A 20,961-nucleotide genomic window follows, 5' to 3' on the forward strand; every position below is an offset into this window, starting at 1 on the left:
TCGTACCTGACCGGGGCGGAGCCCTTTGTGGCTCACTCCGGGGGCGTCCCTGGTCAGAGGATCCCCGATGCCCTGAATACCGCCCGCACCTCCGCGTCGTCGATCTGGAGGCGGAGCCGTTCCAGTACCTCGATGCCCTCGAGCAGCGTCCCGCCGGCGCGTGAGCGGCGTATCCCGGTGTCCAGTTCGTGCCACAGCAGGGGGTTGGCGACGAGGATCCGTGGGTCCAGTTCCAGGCGGCGGCCGTCCGTGTCGCGCAGGGTCAGGTGCGCGGAGACGTCGCCGTACTGCCGTACGGTCACCAGGGCGTCCGTGCGTACCGCCTGACGTCGTACGAGTCCGCGTACCGCGAGCCAGCCCGGGCCCGCGGTGACACGTTGCGGGAGCAGGATCGTGAAGAGCAGGGCGGTCATGACGAGCCACAGCATGGCTCGGGGCGGTGTCAGGGTGTGCGCGTCCCAGTCGACCACCAGGGTCATGCCGAGGAAGGTCAGAGCACAGCCCGTGGCGAACCGGGCGCTGTCGTGCCAGTGGCGGTCACCGGTCGGGGCCGGGCGCGGTCTGCTTCCGTCCACGGTGCTGACGGTAGGGGGCATCGGCGTGCGAGCGAACGGCGCTGACGGCGCTCTGACGCCTTACGGTTCATCGTTGACGCGATCCTGATGGGCGTGGCCGGTTCGGCCGCGGTGCACGCGTCAGCCGGTGTGCACCCGAGGCCTGCGATCCCGGTCCGGCTCGGCCTCGCGCAGCACTTCGCGGGTGACGGGGGCGACCTCGCCCTGGCCGAAGAGGAAGAAGCGGAGGAAGTTGGCGAAGGGGCTGCCTTCGGTCCACTCGAAGTAGATGTGCGGGATGCAGCCGGTGCTGTCGCGGACGTGCAGCAACAGTGCCGCCAGAGCGTTGGAGACGGAGGAGGACTCCAGGGTCAGGACGCGGTAGCGGTTGTGCATGACCTGGCCGCGTACCGTCAGCCCCGCCTCGAACTCGGACGGGTCGGTGACCGTGACCTCGACGAAGACGAAGTCGTCCTGCTCCGAGAGGTCGTTGTCGTGGCGGATCTGCTCGACCTTGTCGCGGTACTCCGCCTTGTCCCGGCTGTCGGGCTCGTTGGCGATGAAGCGGATCTTGCGGCTGGCGATGTCCCGGATGAATCGTTCCGCCATGTCGTCGAGGCTCACGCTGGTGACGCGGAGTTCGAAGGCGCGCAGGAGCCGCGAGAGGAGCGAGATGAGGATGATGCCGACGATGAAGCAGGCGCCGATCTTCACGCCGTCGGGGCGCTCGATGACGTTCACGACGGTCGTGTACAGGAACACCGCCGAGATCACCGCGAACCCGATGAACCAATTGCGCTGACCTGCCTTGCGGGACGCGATGGTCACGGCGATGGCGGCGGAGCTGATGAGCACCAGGACGCCGGTGGCGTAGGCACCGCCCTGCGCGTCGACGTCCGCGTCGAAGATCCAGGTGACCAGGAACGCGACCAGGGTGAAGACGATGACCATCGGGCGGACGGCCCTGGCCCAGTGCGGGGCCATGCCGTAGCGGGGCAGATAGCGGGGCATCAGGTTGAGCAGTCCGGCCATGGCGGAGGCGCCGGCGAACCACAGGATGGCGATCGTCGAGACGTCGTAGACCGTGCCGAAGGCGTTGCCGAGGTACTCGTGCGCGAGGTAGGCCAGTGCACGGCCGTTGGCGTCGCCGCCCTGCTCGAACTGCTTCTCGGGGATCAGCAGGGTGGTGATGAAGCTCGTCGTGATCAGGAAGCAGCTCATGATCACGGCGGCGGTGGTGAGCAGCTTCTTGGTGTCCCGGATCCGCCCCTTGGGGTTCTCCTCGGTCTCGCCCGGGTCGCCCTTGACGTGGGGCATCACGGCGACGCCGGTCTCGAAGCCGGAGAGGCCGAGCGCGAGCTTGGGGAAGACGATCAGGGCCACGCCGATCATGACGAAGATGTTGCCGTGCTCGGCGGTGAGGGCGTTGGTCCAGTCGGTGACCACATGCCCCTCGGTGGCGACGTGGTAAAGACCGACGGCCACGACCACGGCGTTGAGCGCGAGATAACCGGCGACCAGGACGACGGCGACACCGATCGCCTCCAGGAAGCCCTTGAGGAACACCGCTCCCAGCAGCGCCACCAGGATCAGGGTGATCACCATTTGCTTGTCGTGCAGGGCGCTTTCCAGGTGCGGGTTCTCGATCAGGTGGGTCGAGGCGTCGGCCGCCGACAGTGTGATGGTGATCAGGAAGTCCGTGGCCGCGAAGCCCAGCAGGGTCAGGACGAACAGCTTGCCCTTCCAGAAGGTCAGCAGCCGCTCCAGCATCGCGATCGAGCCCTGACCGTGCGGGCTCTCCTCGGCCACCCGCCGGTAGACGGGCAGGGCGCCGGCGAGGGTGACGATCACGAGCACGATGGTCGCCACCGGGGAGAGCAGGCCGGCCGCGAGGGCGGCGATGCCCGGCTGGTAGCCGAGGGTGGAGAAGTAGTCGACGCCGGTGAGGCACATGACCCGGTACCAGGGCTGGCCCTCGTCCACGGGCTGCTGCTCGGGGTGCGCGGCCTGGGCACCGTGACCCTTGCCCATGTCGGACAGGCCCTCCAGCATCCAGGCGCGCAGGCGACTGGGAGGAGGGTGTTCGGTCGTGGCCATCGGCGTGCTCCTGATGTGCGGGTCGGCAGGCTGATTCCGGCCATCACGCGGACGGCGGCACCAGCGTAAGCAGAGAGTTACGTCCGGGCCCACGGATCGAGGGGCTGGGGGGCGTCAAGCTTCCGTTAAGACTGGCCGGGTCGGCGGTGGCTGCACATCAACAATCGAGTTCCCGGGGGCTGTGGGCGGCTGTTGGGCTGTACGGGTGGCGCCCTGGATGTCTTGGCGGGGGCGGATACGCAGCGTCATGGTGTGTGCTCCGCGCAGGCTGGGCGGTCGGCCGTGGCCGGTCATGTGTTGCGCCGTTTCGCCAGGACTGGACAGGTTCCGGGCAGGTGGCGTGGGGCGAGGGAGGTGGCGGGTTGCGGAGCGGTGGCGGACGCGGTGCCAGGGGCTCGGCCGCGTTCACGCGTCTTCATCTGACGGCGTCTTCACCGGGGGCCGCCCGGGCGGGATGTCAGCATCCCGTCAATCTCCGGTCGGTCTCCGTCAGCATCGCGTTACGAGCGGTCCGGACCCGGGGGCCACCGGGCATAGCGTCACTGGCGAGCCCCGGTCCGCCTCCCCGCGTCCGGGGCATCGAGCCAGCCCCCGATCCCTGTCGGATCCCCTCTGCCCAACTCGGGCCCACCCGGAGGAACCCATGACAGACATCCTGTACGACGAAGACCCGGAGCCCTCTGATCGATCCCCGGCCGGCCCCCTGTACGTTCCGGTCCGGCCGGGACAGGCCGCCTGTGCGGCCCGCCTCTTCCGAACGCCCCTCGGTGACCGTACGGCCGTAGGGTTCACGTCCCCGCGGAAACTGACCGCGACCCTGGGCCCCGACCAGCCCTGGATCCGGCTCGCCGAGCCCGCACTGCGCTCCCTGTCCGCCCCGCTCGGCGTCACCACCGTGACGGTGGACCCACAGTTCTGCGCCCCGGCCCCGGCCCCGACGGCGTCGGCCGCCGCGCGGCGCGTGGCGCCCTCGGAGCGGCCCCACGGTCCCCGCTTCCGGGAAACAGGCTGGGACCCCCAGGCCGTCGGAGCGCTGCGGGTGACCGGCGCGGCCGCGCTCATCTCCGCCCTTGCCATGTGGATCGGCTGAGGGGAACGCGGGATGACCACGATTCACGAACCCGCGGTGACCACCGCGACCGACGTCCTCTCGGTGTGGCCGGCCTCGGCCGTCGAGCCCCGCGAGGGTGAGATCACCGTCGGCGGTGTGCCGCTCGCCGAGGTCGCCGACCGCTTCGGCACCCCCGTCTACGTCATCGACGAGGAAGAGGTACGCGCACGCTGCCGTACCTACAAGCACGCCTTTCCCGAGGCCGAAGTCCTGTACGCGGCCAAGGCGTTCCTGTGCCGGGCGATGGTCCACTGGATGGACGAGGAGGGCCTGGGCCTGGACGTCTGCTCGGCCGGTGAGCTGGAGCTCGCGGTCACCACCGGCTTCCCGCCGGAGCGGATCGTGCTGCACGGGAACGCCAAATCCCCCCGCGAACTGGAGCTGGCGCTGCGCCTCGGGGTCGGCCGTATCGTCATCGACAGCCCCTCCGAGATCGCCCGGCTGGCCGCGGCGGTCGGACCCGACCGCCACCAGAAGGTGATGGTCCGCGTCGTGCCCGGCATCAGCGCCGGCGGCCACGAGAAGATCCGGACCGGCACCGAGGACCAGAAGTTCGGCCTGTCTCTCCGGGACGGATACGCCCAACACGCCATCGCCCGGATACTGGACCAGCCGCAGCTCGAACTGACCGGTCTGCACTGCCACTTGGGCTCCCAGATCACCAGCGTCAAGCCCTACCTGGCCGCCGTGCGCCGTATGGTCGGCCTCATGGCCCGGCTGTACGAGCAGCACGGCCTGGTCCTGCGCGAGCTCGACCTGGGCGGCGGCCACGGCATCGCCTACCGTCCGGGCGAACCCGCCCTGGACCTGACCACGCTGGCCCACAAGGTGCGTGCCGAGCTGGTCGAGGCCTGCGCGGCGGCCGGGCTCACCGTGCCTCGCCTGCTCATCGAGCCGGGACGGGCCATCGCGGGTCCGGCCGGGGTCGCGCTGTATCACGTCCTCGCCGTCAAGCGGAGCGGCGCGCACACGTACGTCGCCGTGGACGGCGGCATGAGCGACAACCCCCGGCCCGCGCTCTACGGAGTGCGCTACGCGCCCCGGCTGGTGGGTCGGCACAGCACCGCCGCCTGGGCCCCCGTGACCGTCGTGGGCCGCCACTGCGAGGCGGGCGACATCCTGGCCGCCGACGTCGAACTCCCCGACGACATCCGTCCCGGAGACCTGCTCGCCGTCCCGGCCGCGGGCGCCTACCACCTGTCCATGGCCTCCGACTACAACATGGTGGGCCGCCCGCCGGTGGTCGCCGTGGACGACGGTCAGGCCCGGCTCCTGATCCGCCGCGAGTCCCTGGAGGACATCCGCAGCCGCGACGTGGGCCTGTAACGAACGGCGCATCCCGACCACCTCCGGACGAGCGACGACCCGGCCCTCGTCCGGAGGTGCGGCGCGCCCCTTACAGTCCTCCGTAATGTTCGCTGAGCAGGTCGAATGTTTCGGAACGGACTCAAGGGCCCCAGCGTGTGCCGGGTCGGCGGGAACTGCTACCCGTCTGCTCCAGCCTCGAGAGGCCTGACGGCTACGTGCGGGCCGTGACGGTCGGCGGCAGATTCACCGCGTACAAGGGGTTGCCACCGTTTGGCAGCTGTCTCTAGGGTGCGGCAGCAGCGCAGCTTTCTGGATCTGCTCCGAAACTTTCGGTCCGGCGTGATCCAGAGGACGGCCATAGAGGACGGCATATACGAGCCGTCCCGTACCCAAGGAGCGCATGATGGGCGACCCGGGACTGTCCCGCCGCGGATTCCTGGCGGCCTCCGCCGCGGCCGGTGTGGGCATGACGGCACTGAGCGGATGCGGTGGCGACTCGGACGGAGGGTCGTCGGACGGCACGACCACCATCGAGTGGTGGAACATCTCCACCACCGAGCCGACCAAGGGCGTCTGGGCGGCGCTGGCCAAGAAGTTCGAGGCCCAGAACCCCAAGGTCAAGGTGAAGATCGTCCAGCTGGAGAACGACGCGTACAAGTCGAAGATGACGGCGCTGATCGCCTCCGGGAAGCTGCCCGACATCTTCCACACCTGGGGCGGCGGCGTCCTCCAGCAGCAGGTCGACGCCGGGCTCGTCGAGGACCTCACCGACCGCACCAAGGACTTCGCCGACGGCCTGCTGCCGGTCGCGAAGGAGCCGTATCTCCTCGACGAGAAGGTGTACGGCATCCCGTTCGACATCGGCATGATCGGCTTCTGGTACAACAAGGCGCTCTTCAAGGACGCGGGTATCGGCGAGCCGCCGACCACCTGGAGCGGCTTCCTCGACGCCGTACGGAAGTTGAAGGCGAAGGGCACCACCCCGCTCGCCCTCGCGGGCAAGGAGAAGTGGCCCGGCATGTACTACTGGGCCTACCTCGCCATGCGCACCGCGGGCGCCTCCGCCCTGCAGAAGGCGTACGACGACAAGGACTTCACCGGCGACGCCTTCGTCGAGGCCGGTCAGCACCTCCAGGAACTGGTCGACCTCCAGCCGTTCCAGAAGGGCTTCCTCGGCGCCGCCTACTCCAGCCCGACCGGCCAGGCCGCGACCGTCGGCAACGGCAAGGCGGCGATGGAACTCATGGGCCAGTGGGCCCCGGTCGTCCAGGCCGACGCCGGCAAGGGGCTCGGCGACGACCTCGGCTTCTTCCCGTTCCCGGCGGTCGACGGCGGCAAGGGCACGATCACCGAGGTGTTCGGCGGGGGCGGCGGACACGCCCTGCGCAGTGGGGCTCCACAGGCCGCCGTCGACTTCCTGAAGTTCTTCGCCTCCGAGGCCACGGACCTGGAGCTGGTCAAGAAGACCGGCGCCATCCCGGTGGTGCCGGCGGCCGAGAGCGCCATCACCGATCCCAACATCAAGGCCGTACAGGCACAGTTGAAGGCCGCGACCGGCTTCCAGCTCTATCTCGACCAGGCCTACGCGCCCGCAGTCGGCCAGGAGGTCAACGACAGCGTCAGCGCGCTCATCGCCGGGTCCAAGTCCCCGCAACAGGTCGCCGAGTCGATCACGAAGACCGCGAAGGAAGAGCAGTAACCGGCGATGACCTCCACGTTCCTGCCGGACAAACGGACCGGCCCCGGCGTCGAACTCCCGCCCCCGCCCGCCGACACGTCCCGGGGGCGGGCCCGGCGCCGCCTGCTGCACTGGCTGACCGCGGTCGGCTTCCAGGTGCCCGCCCTGGTGCTCTTCCTCGTGCTGGTGCTGCTGCCGATGCTGTTCGCGCTGTACGCGGCCTTCTTCCGCTGGGGCGGCTTCGGCATGCCGTCCGACTACATCGGCGCCGACAACTTCCCCCGGCTCTTCGACGACCCCGTCTTCCTCGGCGACCTGTGGCGCTGTCTGGTCCTGGTCGTGCTGTCGCTCGCGATCCAACTGCCGTTCGCGCTGGCCATGGCCGTACTGCTCAACCAGAGGATTCGCGGCCGGGCCCTCTACCGGATGCTGTTCTTCGGGCCGTACGTCCTGTCCGAGGCCATCACCGGCGTCCTGTTCGGCATGATCTTCGCTCCCGACGACGGCCTCGCCGACCAGATCCTCGGCGGCATCGGCCTCGACGGTCTGGGCGGTGAGTGGTTCGCCGACCCGTCCACCGTGATGGCCACTCTGTTCCTGGTCATGACATGGAAGTACTTCGGCTTCCACATGATGCTCTACCTGGCCGGACTCCAGTCCATCCCCCGGGAGTTGACCGAGGCCGCGCTGATCGACGGCGCGAGCGCCTGGCAGCGCTTCCGCAGTGTCACCCTGCCGCTGCTCGCGCCCACCTTGCGGATCAGTGTGTTCCTGTGCGTCATCGGGTCCATCCAGCTCTTCGACCTGGTCTGGGTCACCACCGCGGGCGGCCCCGACCACCACTCCGAGACCATGGCCGTGACCATGTTCCAGTACGGCTTCAAGCGCTACCAGGTCGGCTACGCCAGCGCGATCAGCGTGGTCATGTTCGGCATCAGCCTCGTCTTCGCCCTCGCCTACCAGCGGTTCGTGCTCCGCCGCGACCTCGAAGGAGCCACCACGACGATGCGGGGAGGTGCCAAGTGACGGCCACGTCCGGCGGGAAGACCGGCAGGAAGAGCCTGCCGCTGCATGTGATCCTCGTGGTGGTCGGCGCGGTGATGGTCGTGCCGCTGCTCTACGCCGTGCTGTCCGGCTTCAAGTCCACCGACGAACTCTCCCGCAACCCGGTCGGGCTGCCGGAGTCATGGGTGACCGGCAACTACACGGACATCCTCGGCTCGGCGGACTTCTGGCGTCTGATCGGCAACAGCACGCTGATCGCGGTGGGTACGACCGTGCTCATCGTCGCCGTGTCCGCGCTCTCGGCGTTCTCCTTCGCGCGCTTCGCCTTCCGGGGGCGGGAGGCGCTGTTCACCCTCTTCACGATGGGCCTGATGTTCCCCTTCGCGGTGGCGGCCCTGCCCCTGTTCCTGCTGCTGCGCTCCATGGGCCTGCTGGACAACCCGCTCGGCGTGATCCTTCCGCAGGCCGCCTTCGGACTGCCGATGACCATCATCATCCTGCGCGGCTTCTTCCGGGAGATCCCGGGCGAGTTGGAGGAGGCGGCCACGCTCGACGGGTGCAGCTCCTTCGGGTTTTTCTGGCGGGTGCTGCTGCCCATGGCGCGGCCCGCGCTGGGCACCGTCTCGGTCCTCGCGGTCGTCACCAGCTGGAACAACTTCTTTTTGCCGCTGCTGGTGTTCACCGACTCCACGTGGTGGACCATCCCCATCGGCGTCCAGCAGTTCCAGGGCCAGTACTCCGCGGACTACGCCCGCGTCTTCGCCTACCTGGTGCTGGCCATGGTCCCCGCGCTCGCCTTCTACTCGGTCGCCGAGCGCCAGCTCGTCGGCGGCCTCACCGCCGGCGCCACCAAGGGATGACGCGCAGGCGGACGTACGGCTGCCCACACATCCGCAACGTGAGGAGTCGCACCATGCGCAAGAACCGTCTCAGACTCGTCGGCGCCGTCGCCGCCGCCCTGGTCGCGGTCACCGTTCCGGCCGCACAGGCCCATGACAAGCAGCCCACCCTCGCCGACCTCGCCCAGCGCCACGGCCGTTACTTCGGCAGCGCGACCGACAATCCCGAGCTCGTCGACGAGCCGTACAAGGCGCTCCTCGGCAGCGAGTTCGACCAGATCACCCCCGGCAACGGCATGAAGTGGTACGCCACCGAACCCCAGCAGGGCGTGTTCGACTTCTCCAAGGGCGACGAGATCGTCGGTCTCGCCCGCGCCAACCACCAGAAGGTGCGTGGCCACACCCTCGTCTGGCACAGCCAGTTGCCCGACTGGCTCACCGGCCGTGAGTGGACGGCGACCGAGCTGCGGGCCGTACTGAAGAAGCACATCCAGACGGAGGTACGGCACTACCGGGGCAAGATCTACGCCTGGGACGTCGTCAACGAGGCGTTCAACGAGGACGGCACATACCGCGAGACGATCTTCTACAGGACGCTCGGCCCCGGCTACATAGCCGACGCCCTGCGCTGGGCCCACCAGGCCGACCCGCGCGCCAAGCTGTACCTCAACGACTACAACGTCGAGGCGACCGGCCCGAAGAGCGACGCCTACTACCGGCTGGCCAAGGAGCTGAAGGCCCAGGGCGTCCCGCTGCACGGCTTCGGCCTCCAGACCCATCTGGCGCTCCAGTACGGCTATCCGACCACGCTGGAGGACAACCTCCGCCGCTTCGCCCGCCTCGGCCTCGACACGGCGCTCACCGAGGTCGACGTACGGATGCAACTGCCCGCCACCGAGGAGAAGCTGGCCCAGCAGGCCGACTGGTACCGGGACATGACCGAGGCGTGCCTGGCGGTGCGCCGGTGTGTCGGGATCACGGTCTGGGACTACACGGATAAGTACTCCTGGATCCCGGCGTTCTTCCCGGGGGAGGGCGCGGCACTGCCGTGGGACGAGGAACTGCGGCCCAAGCCGGCGTACTTCGCGCTGCGGGAGGCGCTGAAGTAGGGCCGCGTCGGTCGTGTGTCCCGGGCGTCGGTACGAGGGTCGCCCGGGACACACGGCGCACTACGGTGCGTGAGCGACCCCGGACACACGTCGGGGCCGGCTCGCAGTGAGAGTCTGCGACCGGCCCCAGGGAGTACTCCGGGCGTCCGTCGTGCCGCCCGGTGGTGCAGGGCCTGTCCGGCCCGGTCCGCCGGCAAAAGCTACGCGGCGGTCATCACCTTGCCGGTGCCCAGCGGACGGTGCGGGGCGATGATCTGGCCGTCGGGCAGGAGCTCACCGGTGTCCTCGAAGAGCAGAACGCCGTTGCACAGCAGGCTCCATCCCTGCTCCGGGTGGTGCGCCATGAGACGGGCGGATTCCCGGTCGGCGGAGTCGGCTGAGGGACACGGTGGCTGGTGCTGGCACATGGATGGGATCTTTCGCTCTGTCGTGAACTGTGAGATGGCTGTTTTGTCTGTCTCGCGGCGTGAAGCCTCGTTCATGGCCGCTCCCCCGTTGTGATAAGTCGGTCGGAACCCAGTGTTGCCCCACGAGCGTCAATCCGCAGGGATTTCGCAGCACCGCTTTCTCACAGGTTGATGACGCATCACCCCCGCGGACGGTTCATCCCAACTCCACTGTCATTTTGGATGGTTCGCCGTGGTCGGATGGGGCTAGTCAGGGCGGGCCAGGGGCTCCTATGGGCTCGTTCGAGCGCATTGTCGCTCGTGCGAGCGATATCTTCCTCGCCGGTCGCGCTATTCACGCTCGGGATTCATGCTCGGGCGAGTTCTTTCTTTGCCCGTCCGACTTTGCCCGTCCGGCTTTGCTCGTTCGAGTTGTTTGCGGCTCGTTCGAGCGACCTTCTTCTTGTCCGGTTCGAGCCTAGTCCCATCGCCGAACACAGGCGTACCCCGCCACCCGGAATTGGGTGACGGGGTACGTGGGTACTCGCGCGGTCGTCCTGTCAGGCGGGGGAACCGAGCAAAGGGGGCAGTGGTGGCAGCGGGGTCGGGGCCGGGGTCGCCCGATGGGTGAGCACTGGGAGCAGATCGGCGACCCGGTGCGGCACATGGGCCGCGATCCCGGGCGGAGCCGGGGCCAGCGGCACGAGGATGTCGGCCGGGTCGGGGTGCCCGCCGGCGCCGTCCGCGGTGCAGTCGCCGTGCAGCCAGAGGGCGAGCATGTAGAGGCCGGGGAACGACAGCAGGCGCGGTTGGTAGGGCTGTGCGATCGTCTCCGCCTGGCGCAGCGCACGCTCGGTCGAGGCGATGTAGGGGCCCTCGAAGAAATGCGAGAAGGTCCAGCCGTCCGGGGTCAGCCGGGTCTCGGCCGCGGCCACCGCGCGGTCGCCGCACCGGATCAGAAAGCGCCAGCCGGCCAGCCGGGTCGCGGACACGCCCGCCGGGGTGAACGCGTCCAGGACGTGCACGGGCAGTGGGAGTTCGGGAGTGGCGGGACCCTGGGCGGCGCGCAGGGAGGGAGTTCGGGCCTCGCTGACCGCGGTGGGTGAGCCGAGTGCGGTGAGGACGGAGCGAAGTGCGGGCGCGGGAGCCGGGGGGACATGCAGCGGCATGGTGGGTCGCCTCTCATTCGACAGGCACGGTGGCGCGAGGGCGGGGCGGGGGCGGACGACGCTGTCAGCTCACGGAGGTCAGAGAGACGGGGGCCCGGTCCGGGTGCAAGGGGGGTGAGTGAGCCTGCCGTACGTCACCTGGACGGCAGGTCTGGGACCGCGGGCGCCAACCCTCTGCCTTGATTGCGAAGTTTATACGACGAGTGTTCAGACGATGTTTCGTCTAACCGCTTTCGGTGCACTCGGCAAGGAGTCAATCGGTCGCGGAAATGCGGGAATCATCCCGATTCCCGGCCGGTGTGGCGGCGATGACCTCGAAAAACGCCCCGGGTGCGGTCGGCCAATTCTCGTCGGCGTTTTTCACGAGGGCAGTGAGCCATCCGAAACTGCACACTGCTTCATGCCCGCTGAATGTGCCACCGGTCACATCCGACAGACTAGCGGGCCCCGGCTTCGCGCGGGACGTTATCGATCGCTTCGGCTGGGCATCATCCAACCTGACCCGGGAGACCGGGCGGCCGGGTCCTCTACCGCCCGCCCATCCGAGGAGGGAAGCGTCGATGGGGGAGAAGGTCGTGGCAGGTCGCTTCGATCTGTCCGATCGGCAGCGCTACCGCGAGAAGCTGCGGCAGTGCCTGACGGGCCTGGAGCGACTGCTGGCGGAGAAGCGGTTCGACCGCCCCAAGAACCTCATGGGGCTGGAGATCGAATTGAATCTCACCGGCTCCGACGGTATGCCGAAAATGTTGAACGGGCAGGTACTGGAGCGCATCGCGAGCCGCGATTTCCAAACAGAACTCGCCATGTTCAATCTGGAAGTGAACATTGCCCCACACCGATTGCAGGGGCGGGTATTCGACCGGCTGGCCGAGGAACTCCGCACGTCGCTGGCATATGCCGAGCGGAAAGCGGGCGAGGTCGACGCGGGAATCGTGATGATCGGCATTCTGCCGACGCTCGACCGCGACGACCTGGTCTCCTCCAACCTCTCCGACGTCGATCGCTACGTCCTCCTCAACGACCAGATCGTGGCCGCCCGCGGTGAGGACTTCACGCTCGACATCGACGGCGTGGAGCGCCTGACCTGCACCTCGAAGTCCATCGCCCCCGAGGCCGCCTGCACCTCCGTGCAACTGCACCTCCAGGTCACCCCGGGACGCTTCGCCGACGTGTGGAACGCCGCCCAGGCGGTCGCCGCCGTGCAGGTCGCCATCGGCGCCAACTCGCCCTTCCTCTTCGGACGTGAGCTGTGGCGCGAGTCCCGCCCGCCGCTGTTCCAGCAGTCCACCGACACCCGCCCGCCCGAGCTCCAGGCCCAGGGCGTGCGGCCGCGCACCTGGTTCGGGGAGCGGTGGGTGTCCTCGGCGTACGACCTCTTCGAGGAGAACCTGCGCTACTTCCCGGCCCTGCTGCCGATCTGCGACGACGAGAACCCGCTCGACGTCCTCGACGCCGGCGGCGTACCGACGCTCGCCGAACTCGTCCTGCACAACGGCACCGTGTACCGCTGGAACCGCCCCGTCTACGGCATCGCCGACGGCGTCCCGCATCTGCGGGTGGAGAACCGTGTCCTGCCGGCCGGGCCCACCATCACGGACGTCATCGCCAACGCGGCCTTCTACTACGGCGTCGTCCGCGCCCTCGCCGAGGAGTCGCGGCCCGTGTGGACCCGGATGCCCTTCGAGGCGGCGGCCGCCAACTTCGACGAGGCGTGCAGGCACGGCATCGACGCCCGGCTGAGCTGGCCCCGGCGCGGGCGGTACGGCGGGACGGCCGAGGTCGACGCGGTGAGCCTCGTACGGGACGAACTGCTGCCGCTGGCCGAGGCCGGCCTCGCCGCGTGGGGGGTGGAGCCGGCCGACCGGGACCTGTATCTCGGCGTCATCGAGGAGCGCTGCCGCAGGCGCATGAACGGCGCGTCCTGGCAGGCGGCCACCTTCCACCGGGCACTGGAGTCGGGGCTGTCCCGTGACGCCGCGCTGGCGGCCACGACCCGGCGGTATCGCGAGCTGATGCACCGGGGGGATCCGGTGCACATGTGGCCGGTGGGGTTGCTGGAGCCGGTGCCGTTGGGATGACACCGGGCGGCGGTCAGCTCGGGTCAGCCCTGTTCGCCCGGTGAGGCGGCCTCCACGATCGCCTTCAGGATCACCGACTGGATCTGGGCCGGGTCCGTCACCTCATGGCCCGAGCCGCCCGTGGCCTCGGCGATACGGTTCGCCTCCTCGCGGTCGGCGTCGGGGCCGACGGCGATCACGATGAGGGGGACCGGGCGTTCGGGGTCGGTGAGGCGCTGCAGCTGGGCGATGAGGCCGGCGCGCGAGACGCTGCCGGGGTCCTCGTTCACCCCGTCGGTGAGGACGACCAGCGCGTTGAACCTGCCCTCGGCGTAGGTGCCGGTCGCCGCCCGGTACGCGGCGAGGGTGGTGTCGTACAGGCCGGTCGCGCCGTCCGGCACCGGCGCCAGGGCGCTGAACGCCGCCGACAGCCGGTCGCGCTGCGTGCCCGTGCCCTTCCGGTCGCCGAGCCGCTCGGTCGGCACCAGGACGCGGTAGTCCTTGTCGCCGTCCAGCTCGGTGGAGAAGTCCCACAGACCGACCTCGTCCTCGGCCGTGAACGTCGCGAGTGCCCGCGACAGCGACGCCTTCGTCACGTCCATCCGTGACTGCCCCCTGCCCGGCACCGGCTCGGCCATGGAGGCGGAGGCGTCCACGACCGTGGTGATCCGCGCGCTCTGCACGGTGATCGTCCACACCCCGAGGGTCTCCTGGAGGGCGACCGCCGAGGCCGGCCGGCCCGCGGGCTCCGCGTACGGCTGCGGACCGCTGCCGCCGGCCCGGGTCACCAACGCGTTCGACACCTCGTCGTCGGAGGTGCGGAAGCCGTACCGCTCCAGCAGCCGCAGCTGCCGGGGCTCGCGCAGATAGCTCATGAAGCGGATCGCGGCCCGGCTCTCGTCGGTGGTCAGCCCGGTCTGGGCGAGCAGGGCGTACGGATAGTCGAGCCGCGGCGAACCGTCCTTCGGATAGAAGAAGTCCAGGCTGCCGCCGCCGTCCGCACCGGCGTTGTAGGTGTACGCCGCCTGCTCGCTGACCACCAGCGCCTGGTTGCGCTTCGGATTGCCCTGCTCGGGGCCCGAGGAGTCGCGTGGCAGCGTTTCCAGGACCTGGCCGTCGCTGTCGGAGACCCGCCGCGACAGCGCCTTCATCATCGCCGCGGCCTGTGTGTCACCGCACTCGACACCGGCGGCGGCCGTGCTCAGGCGGGTGAGGGCGAGCAGCCCGGTCGCGCTGCGCGCCGGATCGGCCGCGCCGAGCCGGACGGAGTCCTCGCGCAGGGCGGCACCGGCCAGCCCCAGCCAGTCGTACGTCCTCTTCGGCCACCCCAGCGACTTCGCGGCCGTCGGCACCATCGCCACCCCGACCGGCGAGGAGGCGACATGGCCCACCGTGGAGACGTCGGCCGTGCCGCCGTCCGCCGTGAGCCGCTGGAGCCACAGCTCCGAGTCGGGCACCCACACCTCGGCGCCGGGGTCCTCGCCGGCCAGGAGCGTGTCGGCGACCTTGTACGACTCGCGCGCGCTCACCGTCACGGCGACGCACCGCCCGTCGGAGGTGAGGTCGGCCTCCCGTGCCCGCTTCGCCGCGGTTTCGAGGGCGGCGGCCAGGTCGGGTGAGGCGGCCAGGGTCAGCCGTACCGCGTCGTCCTGGCAGGAGGAGCCGAAGGAGAGCAGCCCGCTGCGGATCGCGGCGGCCGTGCCACCGGCGACGGTCAGGACGAGGACCGTCGTGATGGCCACCGTGCGGCGGCGTGCGCGGCGACGGGGGTCGTGGCGACGGGGGCCGCTGCCGCCCGCCGCATACTGATCGGGCAAGCTGTGACGTCCCATGTCGGTGGTGCCCCTCCCTGTTGCCTGCTGAACCTCGTGCCGGAGTCCGGCCGTATGGCAGGCAGAGGGGCGGTACGCCCCGTACGGCGCCCGTCCCCCCAACGGCCTGTCGCGCACGGTCTTCGTAACTGCTTTCGAGACCCTAGCGGGGCGACGATGAGGATGAGGCGGGATTACTCAACTGGAGGCAGGAGTGCAGGGCGAGGCAGGGCCCGTGGCCGAATCTTTTCCGTATGAGCGGCCCTCGCGACGGATTCTCCGTGATGAGACGCTGCTCGTTCTGGGGCTTTCGCTCGGTGCGAGCGGTGTGTCCGCCCTGATCAGTTTTGTCGGTTCCGTCACCAAACCGGGTGGCCTCAAGGACCAGGCGGCCACCCTCAACGCCTCGGCCGCGCCGGGCCGCCCATGGCTGGATCTCGCCTGGCAGCTGTTCGGGATCACCACCGCGCTGGTGCCCGTCGCGCTGGTCGCGCACTTCCTCATGCGCGAGGGCGGGAGGCTGCGCACGCTCGGCTTCGACCGGACCCGGCCCTGGCCGGACCTCGGCCGCGGGGCGGCGATCGCGGCGGTGATCGGCAGCACCGGAATCGCCTTCTACCTGGCCGCTCGCGGCCTCGGCTTCAACCTCACGGTGGTCCCCGAGGCGCTGCCCGACGTGTGGTGGAAGTACCCGGTGCTGATCCTGTCGGCGATCCAGAACGCGGTCCTCGAAGAGGTCATCGTCGTCGGCTATCTGCTGCGCCGGCTGGGCCAGTTGGGCTGGACACCCGGCACCGCGCTGGTGGCCAGTTCCGTACTGCGCGGCTCGTACCACCTCTACCAGGGCATCGGCGGCTTCCTCGGCAACATGGCCATGGGCGTGGTGTTCGTCTACCTGTACCGCCGGTGGGGCCGGGTGGGGCCACTGGTCGTGGCGCATTCCCTGCTCGACATAGGGGCGTTCGTGGGCTATGCGCTGCTGGCCGGAAAGGTCGACTGGCTGCCGACGGCGTGACGTTGATCGAAAGGGGCGTACGACGATCTCGTACGCCCCCTTTCGTCATGCTCAGGCGCGCTGCGCGCTAGGCGATCAACTCGCCCTCGATGACGGTCACGGCGCGACCGCTCAGCAGGGTGCGGTCGCCGCGGACTTCTGTGCGGACGTGGCCGGAGCGGCGGGAGGCCTGGAGGCCGGTGAGCTGAGCCCGGCCGAGGCGCTCGGACCAGAAGGGGGCGAGGGCCGTGTGGGCGCTGCCGGTGACCGGGTCCTCGTCGATGCCGACGTTCGGGAAGAAGCAGCGGGAGACGAAGTCGTGGCCGCGGGCGGGGTCCTCGGCGCGGGCCGTGGCGATGACGCCGCGCTCGGAGTAGGCGCCGAGGGCCCTGAGGTCCGGGGCCAGGGCGCGGACCGTCTTCTCGTCGGCGAGTTCGATGAGCAGGTCGCCGACGTTCGGGCCGGTGTCGAAGGCGACGCGCGGCTCGGCGCCCAGCGCCTGCGCGACCCCGTCCGGGACCTCGACCGGCGTGAGCGGGGCGGTCGGGAAGTCGAGCGTGATCGACCCGTCCTCACGGGGCGTGGCGACGAGCACGCCACTGCGGGTGGCGAAGCGTACGGGCCCCTCGTGGGCGCCGGTGGTGTGCAGCACATGGGCCGTGGCGAGCGTGGCGTGCCCGCACATCGCCACCTCGGCGACCGGCGTGAACCACCGCAACGCCCAGTCGTCCTCCCCGCCCTCGCCCAGCGGGTGCGCGAACGCCGTCTCGGCGTGGTTGACCTCCATGGCCACGTTCTGCAGCCAGTCGTCCTCGGGGAAGGCGTCGAGAAGCAGCACCCCGGCCGGGTTGCCGCCGAAGGGACGGTCGGAGAAGGCGTCGACGATTCGAATTCGCATGCCGTTGACGGTAGGGGGCGCGGGGAGGGGGCGGCCAAGGCCAATTCGGGGGTGCTGGACCGATTTCGGGCGCCGGGGCTGTGGGCCGAGGGGAAGGTCGATCGCTCCGGACGTGTGGATGCCGGACGCTGTCTCGCTTGATCCGGTCCGGTGATCTGGTCCGGTTGCTCAGCCCTTCCGGATGCCTTCGAGTTGGAAGTGCCAGACGACCACGATCGGGGAATCGTCCAAGGCCGCGGCCGACGCTTCCGGGCACCAGCGCAACAGGTCCCAGGACACAGAGGTCGGGAGTGGGTCCGGGGTGGTCCCGGGGTCGAGGGGGTGGCGCGGGCGGCGGGGTTCCTCGCAATGCCGGACCTGGAAGCCCAGTGGGAGGGCTGCGGCGACGTAGGCGCTGAGTGGGCGGTGGTATTCGGCGAGGAGGGACGGGCGGCCGTCCGGGCCGGGACGACGGGCCAGGGTTGGCCGGAGGTAGGACACCAAGAGGTGGGCATCCGAGATCACGAGGTTTCCGCCGGGGCGCAGGACGCGCGCGAACCCGGCCAGCACGGGGGCCAGGTCGGGGACGTGTGTCAGGGCGAGGGTGCAGACGATGGTGTCGACCGCGTTGTCGGAAAGCGGCAGCCGGTGCAGGTCGGCCTCGTGGAAGTCGACATCCGGCAGGCGGTCGCGGGCCTGGGCGAGCATGTCCGGTGAGGCGTCGACGCCGATCACGTGGTGGCCGAGTTCCCGCAGGTAGGTGGTGTGACGGCCGGTGCCGCAGGCCGCATCCAGCGCCGTGCCGAGGGGCAGGCTGTCCAGGACGCGTCGGACAACGGGCTGCTCAATGTCGATCATCTGGTTGCCAGGGGCGTCATAGTGCGGCGCCCAGTCCTGGTAGACGTCGGCCGCGCTGATCGTGCCCGGACTCGCGCGTGTCCAGCAGGGCGTGGATCTCGGCGATCCGGGCCTCGACGAACGTCCGGTCGGCGCTTCCCTCCCTGAAGCCGCGCAGCAAAGCGGCACCCTCGATGCCCAGCAGATATCCCATGGGGCTCAGATAGGTCACCCCACGGACGGTACGGACACCTCGTCCGGCTGCTCCACCGGTTTTACTGCGCTTCGGGCGGCCGTCATCGGTGGTTGTCCCGTCTCAAAAGATCTCGTTCGTCGAGTTCCTCCCGGCGCCCGACCACCGCAGGGCCGCAGCCTGGTGGCAGACCACCGACGACCAGAGCAACGGCTTCCTCGGCGGTGTCCGCCTCCCCGACGATCTGGGAACGGGATGGCCCAGCGACGAGGTAGCGCCCGCCAGGAAGATGCATGACGAACGGAACATCCCAGGACCAGTCACCAGTGCACCTGCTGAAGTGCAGGTCCTGGTGGCTGCTTGAGGGATGGAGTTGCCGGAGAAGCGGCTCAGCATGCGCGGCTCGCACCAGCCTGTTGTCCATGTCCTCGCGATGGAGCAGCCGCTGCCAGGCAGCCTCCACGACATCATCCTGATCAGGCTCGGCGCCATCGGAAGCACTCGGCGCATCTATGGATCCCATGCGCTCATTCTGCCGTCCCGTGCGCCAACAGAGCCTTGCCCGGCTCAGTGGTCGCGTGCAATCGGACCCTTGCCATGCGAACAGTCCCGATATATCGTTGAAGCATCGCGACAGATCAACGATGGATGGAGTGATTGAGATGCGTTCCCATGGATACGAGCGTGGGCATGGTGGACACGGTCAGCACGGCCGAGGTGGCTTCGAGGGGCTTCGTGGTGCCTTCGGGCCGTTCGGGCCCGGCGGTGGTGGACCCGGTTTCGGGGGACCTGGATTCGGGCCCGGCCCTTGGGGGCCGAGGGGGCGAGGTGGGCCACGAGGGAGGGCGCGGCGCGGAGATGTGCGCGCGTCGATCCTCGCCCTGCTGAAGGACCGCCCCATGCACGGCTACGAGATGATCCAGGAGATCGCCGAGCGCAGCGGCGGGGCGTGGAAGCCCAGCCCCGGCTCGGTGTACCCCACCCTTCAACTGCTGGAGGACGAGGGCCTGATCGCCAGCGAGAGCGAGGGCGGCAAGAAGCTGTTCTCGCTCACCGAGGCGGGCCGCGAGGCGGCCGAGGCCGGTCCCGAGGCGCCCTGGGAGGAAGCCTCCCGCGGTGTCGACTGGGAAGCCCTCGGTGAGATCCGCCAGGCCGGCTTCGGTCTGATGGAGGCCTTCGGGCAGGTCTGGAAGACCGGCAGCAAGGAGCAGCGCGACAAGGCGCTGGCCGTCATCAACGACGCCCGCAAGAAGCTGTACCTGATCCTCGCCGACGAGGACTGAGCGGCACCGGCGGCCTCTCCGCCGTAGGTCGAGGCGCCCCGTGGAGCACTCCGCGGGGCGCCTTCGTCCGTGCCGCGAGGCCGGTCAGGTCACCAGGCCCGCCAGTTTGCGCAGCGACTCGTTCAGTGCCGCCGTCGCCGAGTCCTTGAGCTTGCCCGCCATCAGCGACACCGCCGCGCCCGTGAACTCCCCGTCGATGCGCACGAGCGTGGCGGCGCCGTCGCCGTCCGGGGTGAGCGTGTAGCGCGTGGACACGGTCACGGCCATTGGGCCCTTGCCGCGGATCGCGAGCACCCGCGTCGGCTCCAGTTCCTCGATGGTCCACTCGACCTCGGCCGGGAACCCCATCAGCTTCATGTTCTCCTGGAAGGTCCCGCCCACTTCGAGGGCAGTGGGGCCGCCGCCCGGGAAGCTGGTGTGGGTCGCGTTCCACTGCCCGTACGCCGACCAGTCCGTCAGCTGTGCCCAGACCTTCTCGGCCGGCGCCTCGATGCGTGCCTCCGCGCTGACTTCGGCCATGCGACCACCCCTTCGACTCGGGCTACGGTGTCGCGGAACGTATCCGGGGGGCCCGGAACATTCAATACTGATGAACCGTCAGAATGTGTGGAGACCCGGCCCCCTCCACGGTGGAGGCGAGGAGCATCAACGGCCTCACGTACGTCCTCTCGGGCCGCGGCACGGTGGCCTCAGCCCACCAGCCGTATCTCCGCGGCGTCGAACACATCCCACGCCCGCGGCAACGCGCTCTCGTCGTGGCAGTGCCACGCCTCCCAGAACAGGTCGGCGAGCAGGGCGTCCGCGGGGGCGTACACGTGGTAGACGTACTGTCTGCCGTCGACAGCCGGTAACGCCACCAGCCAGCACCTGCACTCCATGTCCTTGTGGGACGTGTGTGGCGGGCGCCCTGGTTGCGTACGGGGCGCACCGCAAGTCGGCGCGCGCCTCACCGCGTCGTGCGGCGTGATCTCATCCGTAAGGAGGAGATTTCGGCTGCCGGAGTCCACTCACCGTGGGACGCGAAAATGCTTCCCCTCGGCGATGACTCGGCTCGACGGGACTGATGGGGTAGGGGATGTGCAACCCCGTATCCCCCGGCAGTCGGACCAGGAACAGGACTGCCGGCGCCCGGACGACCCGGCGGACGATGCCAGGCTCAGCGACGAACTGGTAGCGGTGGTCTCCGGTGCCCGCCGTCGGGCGGTCAGGGACGGGGACCGGCAGATCGACACGGCCCATCTGCTGCACTCGCTCCTGGAACACGATCCGGACGTCTACGCCGTCTTCGGCGAGGGACCCCAGATCGCCCGTCTGCTCGGCTACCTCGTGCAGCGCAGCATCGGCTACGGCCTGCGCTGGCAGGGCGCCGTCGAGGACTCCGGCGCGGTACCCGTGGTGATGCACGGCGAGGGCTTCTCCCCGCTGGCCGCGCGCGCGATGCAGCACGCCTGCCGAAGCGCCGCCCACCGCGGCGACGCCCAGGCCCGCGGCATCGACCTGCTCGCGGCGATCGTGCTGGACCCGCAGGCGCGCGCCGTCGAGGTGCTCGCCCGCGCCGGCGTCGACGCGAATGCCGTACGCGCCCGGATCGACGGACGCCGGGACGAGTACGTCGGCGGCGGCGAGACCGCACGGTAGCGCCCGCGCACCACA

21 protein-coding genes are annotated in these 20,961 nt (G+C 69.7%); 10 read left to right on the top strand and 11 right to left on the bottom strand.

Annotated elements, in window-relative coordinates; genetic code table 11:
• Positions 1-53 precede the first annotated feature (53 nt).
• Positions 54-575, bottom strand: a complete 522-nt coding sequence (locus tag ACZ7NC_RS38210) for a hypothetical protein (RefSeq protein WP_471495533.1) — start codon at positions 573-575, stop codon at positions 54-56.
• A gap of 120 nt (positions 576-695) precedes the next feature.
• Positions 696-2,651, bottom strand: a complete 1,956-nt coding sequence (locus tag ACZ7NC_RS38215; RefSeq protein ID WP_471495535.1) for an APC family permease — start codon at positions 2,649-2,651, stop codon at positions 696-698.
• 643 nt (positions 2,652-3,294) lie between these two features.
• Between ACZ7NC_RS38215 and ACZ7NC_RS38220 the strand changes: the two genes are divergently transcribed.
• The 6 genes from ACZ7NC_RS38220 (at position 3,295) to ACZ7NC_RS38245 (ending at position 9,701) form a co-directional block, all read left to right on the top strand.
• Positions 3,295-3,741: an SAV_915 family protein gene (locus ACZ7NC_RS38220; protein WP_471495537.1), complete on the top strand. Its 447-nt coding sequence runs from the start codon at positions 3,295-3,297 to the stop codon at positions 3,739-3,741.
• Between the two features lie 12 nt (positions 3,742-3,753).
• Positions 3,754-5,088, top strand: coding sequence for a diaminopimelate decarboxylase (lysA, locus tag ACZ7NC_RS38225; protein WP_471495539.1), 1,335 nt, complete (start codon positions 3,754-3,756; stop codon positions 5,086-5,088).
• 385 nt (positions 5,089-5,473) lie between these two features.
• Positions 5,474-6,769 (top strand): extracellular solute-binding protein, encoded by a 1,296-nt coding sequence (locus tag ACZ7NC_RS38230; RefSeq protein ID WP_471495541.1) that lies wholly within the window; start codon positions 5,474-5,476, stop codon positions 6,767-6,769.
• A 6-nt stretch (positions 6,770-6,775) separates the two neighbouring features.
• A complete protein-coding gene (locus ACZ7NC_RS38235; RefSeq protein WP_471495543.1) occupies positions 6,776-7,774 on the top strand; it encodes a carbohydrate ABC transporter permease in 999 nt (332 codons plus the stop codon).
• A gap of 74 nt (positions 7,775-7,848) precedes the next feature.
• Entirely contained in the window at positions 7,849-8,613 is a 765-nt protein-coding gene (locus ACZ7NC_RS38240; RefSeq protein ID WP_471495609.1) for a carbohydrate ABC transporter permease, read from the top strand.
• A gap of 53 nt (positions 8,614-8,666) precedes the next feature.
• Positions 8,667-9,701, top strand: a complete 1,035-nt coding sequence (locus ACZ7NC_RS38245; protein ID WP_471495545.1) for an endo-1,4-beta-xylanase — start codon at positions 8,667-8,669, stop codon at positions 9,699-9,701.
• 200 nt (positions 9,702-9,901) lie between these two features.
• Here ACZ7NC_RS38245 and ACZ7NC_RS38250 read toward each other — a convergent pair whose 3' ends face one another.
• Together ACZ7NC_RS38250 and ACZ7NC_RS38255 are read right to left on the bottom strand one after the other, a co-directional pair.
• Positions 9,902-10,108 (bottom strand): DUF5999 family protein, encoded by a 207-nt coding sequence (locus tag ACZ7NC_RS38250; RefSeq protein ID WP_403460706.1) that lies wholly within the window; start codon positions 10,106-10,108, stop codon positions 9,902-9,904.
• A 539-nt stretch (positions 10,109-10,647) separates the two neighbouring features.
• Positions 10,648-11,256 carry a hypothetical protein gene (locus ACZ7NC_RS38255; RefSeq protein ID WP_471495547.1) on the bottom strand — a complete coding sequence of 203 codons (609 nt, stop codon included), beginning with the start codon at positions 11,254-11,256 and terminating at the stop codon, positions 10,648-10,650.
• Between the two features lie 560 nt (positions 11,257-11,816).
• Between ACZ7NC_RS38255 and ACZ7NC_RS38260 the strand changes: the two genes are divergently transcribed.
• The gene (locus ACZ7NC_RS38260; RefSeq protein WP_471495549.1) at positions 11,817-13,334 is read left to right on the top strand and encodes a glutamate-cysteine ligase family protein; all 1,518 of its coding nucleotides are present in this window, start codon (positions 11,817-11,819) and stop codon (positions 13,332-13,334) included.
• A 23-nt stretch (positions 13,335-13,357) separates the two neighbouring features.
• Here ACZ7NC_RS38260 and ACZ7NC_RS38265 read toward each other — a convergent pair whose 3' ends face one another.
• Positions 13,358-15,145: a substrate-binding and VWA domain-containing protein gene (locus ACZ7NC_RS38265; RefSeq protein ID WP_471495551.1), complete on the bottom strand. Its 1,788-nt coding sequence runs from the start codon at positions 15,143-15,145 to the stop codon at positions 13,358-13,360.
• A gap of 193 nt (positions 15,146-15,338) precedes the next feature.
• Between ACZ7NC_RS38265 and ACZ7NC_RS38270 the strand changes: the two genes are divergently transcribed.
• Positions 15,339-16,139 (top strand): CPBP family intramembrane glutamic endopeptidase, encoded by an 801-nt coding sequence (locus ACZ7NC_RS38270; RefSeq protein WP_471495553.1) that lies wholly within the window; start codon positions 15,339-15,341, stop codon positions 16,137-16,139.
• A gap of 67 nt (positions 16,140-16,206) precedes the next feature.
• On the opposite strand, the gene ACZ7NC_RS38275 is transcribed toward ACZ7NC_RS38270, so the two are convergent.
• From ACZ7NC_RS38275 to ACZ7NC_RS38290, 4 genes are all read right to left on the bottom strand, one after another.
• The gene (locus ACZ7NC_RS38275) at positions 16,207-17,016 is read right to left on the bottom strand and encodes a PhzF family phenazine biosynthesis protein (RefSeq protein ID WP_471495555.1); all 810 of its coding nucleotides are present in this window, start codon (positions 17,014-17,016) and stop codon (positions 16,207-16,209) included.
• 168 nt (positions 17,017-17,184) lie between these two features.
• Positions 17,185-17,853 (bottom strand): class I SAM-dependent methyltransferase, encoded by a 669-nt coding sequence (locus ACZ7NC_RS38280; protein ID WP_471495557.1) that lies wholly within the window; start codon positions 17,851-17,853, stop codon positions 17,185-17,187.
• Positions 17,854-17,869: 16 nt separating this feature from the next.
• Positions 17,870-18,064 (bottom strand): hypothetical protein, encoded by a 195-nt coding sequence (locus tag ACZ7NC_RS38285; protein WP_471495559.1) that lies wholly within the window; start codon positions 18,062-18,064, stop codon positions 17,870-17,872.
• Between the two features lie 64 nt (positions 18,065-18,128).
• The gene (locus tag ACZ7NC_RS38290) at positions 18,129-18,548 is read right to left on the bottom strand and encodes a DUF6193 family natural product biosynthesis protein (protein WP_471495561.1); all 420 of its coding nucleotides are present in this window, start codon (positions 18,546-18,548) and stop codon (positions 18,129-18,131) included.
• Between the two features lie 139 nt (positions 18,549-18,687).
• On the opposite strand from ACZ7NC_RS38290, the gene ACZ7NC_RS38295 reads away from it, so the two are divergent.
• Entirely contained in the window at positions 18,688-19,308 is a 621-nt protein-coding gene (locus tag ACZ7NC_RS38295) for a PadR family transcriptional regulator (RefSeq protein WP_471495563.1), read from the top strand.
• An 84-nt stretch (positions 19,309-19,392) separates the two neighbouring features.
• Here ACZ7NC_RS38295 and ACZ7NC_RS38300 read toward each other — a convergent pair whose 3' ends face one another.
• Both ACZ7NC_RS38300 and ACZ7NC_RS38305 read right to left on the bottom strand, forming a co-directional pair.
• The gene (locus ACZ7NC_RS38300; RefSeq protein ID WP_471495565.1) at positions 19,393-19,827 is read right to left on the bottom strand and encodes a type II toxin-antitoxin system Rv0910 family toxin; all 435 of its coding nucleotides are present in this window, start codon (positions 19,825-19,827) and stop codon (positions 19,393-19,395) included.
• A gap of 170 nt (positions 19,828-19,997) precedes the next feature.
• On the bottom strand, positions 19,998-20,165 hold the full coding sequence (locus tag ACZ7NC_RS38305; protein WP_471495567.1) for a hypothetical protein: 168 nt from the start codon (positions 20,163-20,165) through the stop codon (positions 19,998-20,000).
• A 220-nt stretch (positions 20,166-20,385) separates the two neighbouring features.
• Between ACZ7NC_RS38305 and ACZ7NC_RS38310 the strand changes: the two genes are divergently transcribed.
• Complete coding sequence (locus tag ACZ7NC_RS38310) at positions 20,386-20,946, top strand: peptidase (protein ID WP_471495569.1); 561 nt, start codon at positions 20,386-20,388, stop codon at positions 20,944-20,946.
• Positions 20,947-20,961: the final 15 nt, after the last annotated feature.

This window comes from Streptomyces sp. NPDC111802 (genome assembly GCF_055634335.1).